Below are 6,000 nucleotides of genomic sequence, written 5' to 3' on the forward strand. Positions count from 1 at the left end.
CCTACCCTTCGGGCACGGGTTAAACGAAAATTGAACGGTATTGCCGTTAAACGAATAAATTAACAACCCGCCAACTGGCCTTCGCTGCCGCTCTTGTGAATCAGAGCACGCAGCAAGGCCGTTTTTCTTTGCACCATCGCGTCATCAAGCGCCGATGACACCGTACCGCAAATCGTCAACGCAGCCATCTGCGCGTGCTGTTTGAACGATCAACGCCGATTGCCTAGCTGCCTTCCGCCAACTCAGGAAACACACCCGGGTCGAGATCCTGACGAGAGATAATGGCTTTCATGCGAGTTAGAAAGTCGCTTTTCAAATTGGCGACCTGTTGCTGCGAAAGCCCCAACTGTTCGGCGACCTCGATGTTGCCTCGTCCCGCAACAAAGATCAACTCGAGAGCCTGCATCTTGGTGTAGTTGCCCGAGTCGCTCCAACGCGTGATCTGGTCGCGAATCGCACCGGCGACCACCTTCTTTTCCAACTCCAATCGCTCGGCACTGCGGGCGATCGAACTCGCGGCGCGATTGCGTCCTGGTATCTGCAACTCACTACTCGACGATGCCTGTGACTCGCCGCGACCATACAACGGCAACGTGGGACGCCGACCGGTCCGACGAAGATGATCAGTCAGTTTGTAGCCGCAAATGGAGAACAGGTAATTCTCCAATCGTCGGCGTCGATCGTAGTTCGGCAGCGAAACCAGAAAACCGACCAACGTTTCCTGGACGATATCTTCACTCACGCTGCGATCCTGCAAACGTCGCTGCACGTATGCGAGCAAGCGACCTTCATATTGATCGATCAGTTGTCGCCACGCGGATTCATCCCCCGCCTGAATCGCATCGATCAACGCCGCTTCACCGCGATCCAATTCGGTTTCGCATGACTGATCGATCGGGGGCTGTGAATTATCCATTCTGGTAGCTTAGCAGTCGCGACGGCAGACAACGATGCAACAATGATGATTCCTGTCCGGATCGCTAAGATACCGTGATCGGCCAGACAACGGACCCTGGACCGATTGAGGCCAGGACAAACCGCCGGTGCAATGAACCGCCCCGGCGATTCAGCGCCCCGATGCCCCATCGTTCCACACACTGCCATTCCCCACGCACTGCCGCACTGACATCGCCGCATGCGAGATGTCGACGGCCGACCTGCATTCAATTCCTGAGAGGAGACTCGCGATGAACACCAAACCGAACTCTGATTCGAACGACGCCTCCCAATCGGACACTAACCGTCCTCTCTCTGAACGGCGCTGCGTGGCGTGCGAGGGGCTGACCGCGCCCATGGAAGCGTCGCAGGCTCAGGATCTCGCCGGTACGCTGACCGATTGGGTTATCAACGAGAACGCCACCGCCGTCTCACGTAAGATCAACTGCAAGACCTTCGCCAAGGCGGTAACGCGAATCAACCAGATCGCCGAAATCGCCGAAACCGAACAACACCATCCGGATCTACACCTGACCGGATATCGGCATCTCGAAATTGTCCTGACCACGCACGCGATCGGCGGCCTGAGCGAAAACGACTTCATCGTCGCAGCCAAAATTGATGAGCTCTTAAAATGAAATTAAGCCCCGATGTCGCCCTGGCTCTGCTCGATGAGTGCACCGGCGACGATCTATGGAGTGTCGAACATTGCCTTCAACGACGGGTTCCTCAATCTTGGATTGACGAACTCGCCGACGCCTACGAAACCAGTTACCGCGTCAGCAGCCAAACGATCTATGTTCCCGACCCTCAAACCGGACGCCGAATCGTCAACCAATACTACGGGGTCCGCGACGTGGATTTGGCGAAACGGATCGGACTGGATTTAGGAATCGACGTCGAGGCGATCGAAGCCGCCTGCCTGTCACGCCAGGCTATCGTGCGAATGATCAAAGAAGCCATCATGGACGGGTGAGTCGCTTGGCAACGGAATGGCCCACACCTAGAGTCGACCGAGCCCACGCCCAAACGCGACCTATGCGCCTTCCACCTCGCCTTGCAACGTCATCACAATCCGGCGAGAGGAAGCTCGATCGCGGTGCTCGCAAAGATAAATGCCTTGCCATGTCCCCATCCGTAATCGCCCGTCGCGCACCGGGACACTGACACTCGCCCCCATCATGGACGCTTTCACATGGGCCGGCATGTCATCAGGGCCTTCGAGCGTGTGAACATAGGCAAGATTCTCAGGAACGGCGTGGTTCATTGCCGTCTCAAAATCCACCCGCACATCCGGGTCGGCGTTCTCGTTGATCGTCAGCGACGCGCTGGTGTGCAGAATGAAGCAGTGCAGCAAGCCCACTCGAACTCGAGACAGGTCCACGAGTTCCCTCTCGATCGCGCTGGTAATGAGATGAAAGCCGCGCGATTTGGCCGGCAACCGCAACTCGTACTGGAACCACCCGGTCATCGGAATGTCCTACAGAAAGGATTCAGCAAAAAAAAACGAAAAAAATTCGGCTCCCCAAACGGTCCTATGGGTTATCCGAAAGCGGGGGGCAAAGCATCGGGAATCGCCGGGCCAGATAGGAATTCAACACCGAAAGCGGCGGCCCCCAAAACCATCTACAGCCCCATCACAAAGGGCACAAAGCGAGACAAAGCCCCCTTGAAGGAACCGTGAAGATTTGTTGCGGATTTGGCGCGCGGTTTTTCCTCACCACTTGCCTGTTCGGCATCGATCCGCTAGCCCAACTCAGCAACACTTTCGAACTTACATGAGCACCATGACTGATGAGAATTTTCTTGACTACCCGTCAATCTCGCGAATAATCCACTCGTGTGTGATGTCCGACGACGAAATGAGTTCGCCACCGGACTGTCGAACAACTGTTTTGATATCGCCAAGCCAACAGGACGGGACCGCGATACCTACATTGGAACTCAAGAGACGTATGACTCATTGCAAAAACGTTTTCGAAGCAATCCTTCGTTACGGCCACGATGAAGACTTCAGCCCCCAGGAAAATGAAGACTTCGTTGCTACTGACGCACCTGCGGGCAGCCCCGAGAAAATCGAGGTTCTCCGTCGTCGCGTTGAACTGGGGCAGCCACTTTGGCATACCACTGACCGCGTGGATTACAGCGGTCTGACCGGCGCGATTCGCCCCCGCGAATAAGACGCAGGTCTCCACAGCAGCTTATCATCCCCCCCACGATCAGCTCACACGACCCAGAACCCCGGACGTAACCGCGTTCGGGGTTTTTTCGTGTCCGGACTGCTCGTCTCAACGCTCCCCGCATCGTCTGTTATGATATCCCCTCCCCTTCTTCTTCGAAACTACTTGTCAGGACTCGCGTTAAGTGAAGCTTCGTGTCGGCTTGATCGGTCTAGGTGACCAATGGCAAACCATGCACCGACCGGCACTCCGGATGCTCAGCGAACGCTTCGACGTCCGAGCCATCTATTGTTCGGTCGCGAAACTGGCCGAGAACGCCGTCTCCGATTTCCAGGCTGACCCCGTCGACGGCTACCGATCGATGGTCGCCCGCGATGACATCGATGCGGTTTTGATCCTCGAACAAACCTGGCTCCGGCACCTGCCGGCGTTGGCCGCGTGCACCCACGGCAAAGCGATCTACTGGGCCAGCGGTTTGGATTTCGATCCGGTCGCCGACGCCGAATTCAAACAGTGCGTGGAAGATTCCGGGATCGCCTTCATGGCGAGCTTTCCACGCCGATTCGCCCCCGCAACGCTCCGCCTGAAAGAACTCATCGCGACCAACCTCGGCGCCCCCCGCCTCCTGTTCTGCCACAAACGACTCAGCCTCGTCGAACAGCAGTCCAGGCTTTCACGGCGCGGCGACCCCTCCGACCCCATACGCCCCCGCCGCGGCGAACACGCACCGGATGATCCCGGTGGTTCGGATTCACATGGGCACGTCGAAGCACAGGCGACCATGCGAAATGAATTGATCGAGCTGATCGATTGGTGCAGTTACGTCGTTGGCGGACCTCCGGCGAGCGTGATGTCGTCAAACTGCCGCCCCGACAAGATGTGGGACTACCGCGCATTGAGCCTGCATTTCGAACCTCAACCGTCTGCCCCCTCGATGCAGGTCGGCGAATCCGCCACGCAGGCCTGGGAAACCAATTCAACGAGGTCACGATCACCACTCACCAAACCCGCTCCCGCTATCCCAGCAACGGCACAGATCAGTTGCGGCAACTACATTCCCGCCAAGTGGCAAGAGGCGATCGGTTTTCGTCCCCCGGCAGGAATGCAGGTCTGCTGCGAACACGGCGTCGCGTTCATTGACCTGCCCGGCACGTTGGTCTGGTTCGATGACGCCGGACGGCATCAGGAATCGCTCGAGAGCGAATCGCCAGTCGGGGAGAAGATCCTCGGCCAATTCCATCGAGCGGTCACGAGCCTGGTACGGAACCTGAGCGGCCTCGAAGACGCGTTTCGAGCAGCCTCGATCCTCAAAGCTGCCGAAACGAGCAGCATCAACGGACAAAGGATCACCCTCTAAACGACCTCAATCGCCGCTAATTTCGCGGTTTGCGACCGCGGACTGATCCGGGTAGGCCGTTTTGTGAAAAACTCTTCAACTCCTTGTTGAAAATGCCCGATCTACCTTGCTGCAGTTGGCCTCGTGCCTAGAATGCAAACAGCAAGCCTTGTGAGGCTTGTCAGGGTTCAGCCCATCACATCGGCAGAGGGATCATTTTTAGGGTTCGCCTGAGTCAATCAAAGGCAAGTGCAGTAGCACGCCGAGACTCACGCGTTTCTCCCAGCGGCTCCATTTGCCGCCGCGTGGCTGAAACCGAATTGAACCGGCAGGTCGTCTCGATGGAGTCAGCCTGTCGGTTTTTTCATGCGCGGTCCGATTTTTGCGCGAGTCGACGGCGCATTTCGCGCGGTTGCCCCAATCAGAGGCTGCGAGAAGCGAAAATCCAACTAAACTGGGCACTTCTCTTCCTGCCCACTTGATGTGTTTTCGCGATGCAACACGCCTCTTCTGACGATCATGGCGTCGACCTCGACCATTTCCGACCATTGCGTTTGGACGATTTTTTCTCGGCGTTCTGGCGTCGGAAATACTCGGCGTTCGCGGTCGCTGTGCTTTTATTGCCGCTGTTTCTGCTCGCCGTCATCCTGATTCCGGCGCAGTATGACTCGTACGGACAACTGCTCGTTCGGCTCGGTCGCGGCGCCGTGGCAATGGACCCGACCGCCTCGTTGTCGCAAACCGTCGCTATCCAAGACAGCCGCAGTTCTCAGGTCAACAGCGTCCGGGAAATGATCCAGAGCCGCGCCATGGCTCAGCGGGTCGTCCGCGAAGTGGGTGCCGACCGAATCCTCGAACCACGCAGCACGCTTTCGAAATTATCCGAAAGCCTGACGTCCTTCATTCCCTCTGGATCTCCCAAACCGCTCGGCGACCTGTCCGCGGATGAGGTGACCGCACAGATCCAAGAGGAGATGGCGATTATGAAGTTCCAGCAATCGCTGGGCCTGTTCACCGCTACTGATTCCTACACCATCGATCTCGAAGTCCGAACCGAAGACCCGTTTCTGTCTCGCGATCTCCTCAGCACGCTCATTCGCGTTTATCAGGAACATCACGCCACGGCCCTCCGATCGGAAGGCTCGTATGAGTTCTTCAGCGAACAAGCAGAGATAGCACACGCGCGTGCGATCGCCGCCAAGGACGCCCTGCGTCGAGCCAGGTCGGAGCGCGGCATGATCGACATCGGCTCTTCGCAATCCGCGTTGCGTTCACTCCTGAGCCGTATCGAAGAAGACCTCGTGCAAACCGAGAGCGAAATGGTCTCCGCCGAATCGGAAGTCCAACGACTAACGAGCCAAATCGCGACCACGCCGAACACGATCGAAAGTGAAGTCGTTCGAGGCATCCCGAAAAAGACCGGCAGCACGATGCGCCAAAGTCTCTACGACCTCGAGGTGCGATACAACGAACTGGCCGCCAAGTACAAAGAGGACCATCCCAAACTACGTGCCCTCCGCGAACAACTCAACGCTTCCTCACGGATCG

At 57.3% G+C, this 6,000-nt stretch carries 6 protein-coding genes and 1 pseudogene; 5 read left to right on the top strand and 2 right to left on the bottom strand.

The annotated features are described in order from the left end of the window. Nucleotides 1-223: 223 nt before the first annotated feature. The gene (locus tag RSSM_RS22790; RefSeq protein WP_008684634.1) at nt 224-916 is read right to left on the bottom strand and encodes an RNA polymerase sigma factor; all 693 of its coding nucleotides are present in this window, start codon (nt 914-916) and stop codon (nt 224-226) included. Nucleotides 917-1,187: 271 nt separating this feature from the next. Here RSSM_RS22790 and RSSM_RS22795 point away from each other — a divergent pair, with 271 nt between their 5' ends. Further along, nucleotides 1,188-1,574 (top strand): 4a-hydroxytetrahydrobiopterin dehydratase, encoded by a 387-nt coding sequence (locus RSSM_RS22795; RefSeq protein WP_044303335.1) that lies wholly within the window; start codon nt 1,188-1,190, stop codon nt 1,572-1,574. After that, complete coding sequence (locus tag RSSM_RS22800) at nt 1,571-1,912, top strand: hypothetical protein (RefSeq protein ID WP_008684641.1); 342 nt, start codon at nt 1,571-1,573, stop codon at nt 1,910-1,912. Before RSSM_RS22795 ends, RSSM_RS22800 begins: the two co-directional genes overlap by 4 nt. Before the next feature lie 60 nt (nt 1,913-1,972). Here RSSM_RS22800 and RSSM_RS22805 read toward each other — a convergent pair whose 3' ends face one another. Then, the gene (locus RSSM_RS22805; protein ID WP_008684643.1) at nt 1,973-2,407 is read right to left on the bottom strand and encodes a secondary thiamine-phosphate synthase enzyme YjbQ; all 435 of its coding nucleotides are present in this window, start codon (nt 2,405-2,407) and stop codon (nt 1,973-1,975) included. A 484-nt stretch (nt 2,408-2,891) separates the two neighbouring features. On the opposite strand from RSSM_RS22805, the gene RSSM_RS22810 reads away from it, so the two are divergent. From RSSM_RS22810 to RSSM_RS22820, 3 genes and pseudogenes are all read left to right on the top strand, one after another. Continuing rightward, nucleotides 2,892-3,116, top strand: coding sequence for a hypothetical protein (locus RSSM_RS22810; RefSeq protein WP_008684649.1), 225 nt, complete (start codon nt 2,892-2,894; stop codon nt 3,114-3,116). A gap of 184 nt (nt 3,117-3,300) precedes the next feature. After that, nucleotides 3,301-4,473, top strand: a complete 1,173-nt coding sequence (locus tag RSSM_RS22815; RefSeq protein WP_008684651.1) for a Gfo/Idh/MocA family protein — start codon at nt 3,301-3,303, stop codon at nt 4,471-4,473. 473 nt (nt 4,474-4,946) lie between these two features. After that, a pseudogene (locus tag RSSM_RS22820) lies at nt 4,947-6,000 on the top strand (GumC family protein); the annotation flags it as partial.

This window comes from Aporhodopirellula sallentina SM41 (assembly GCF_000346505.1).
GTDB lineage: Bacteria > Planctomycetota > Planctomycetia > Pirellulales > Pirellulaceae > Rhodopirellula > Rhodopirellula sallentina.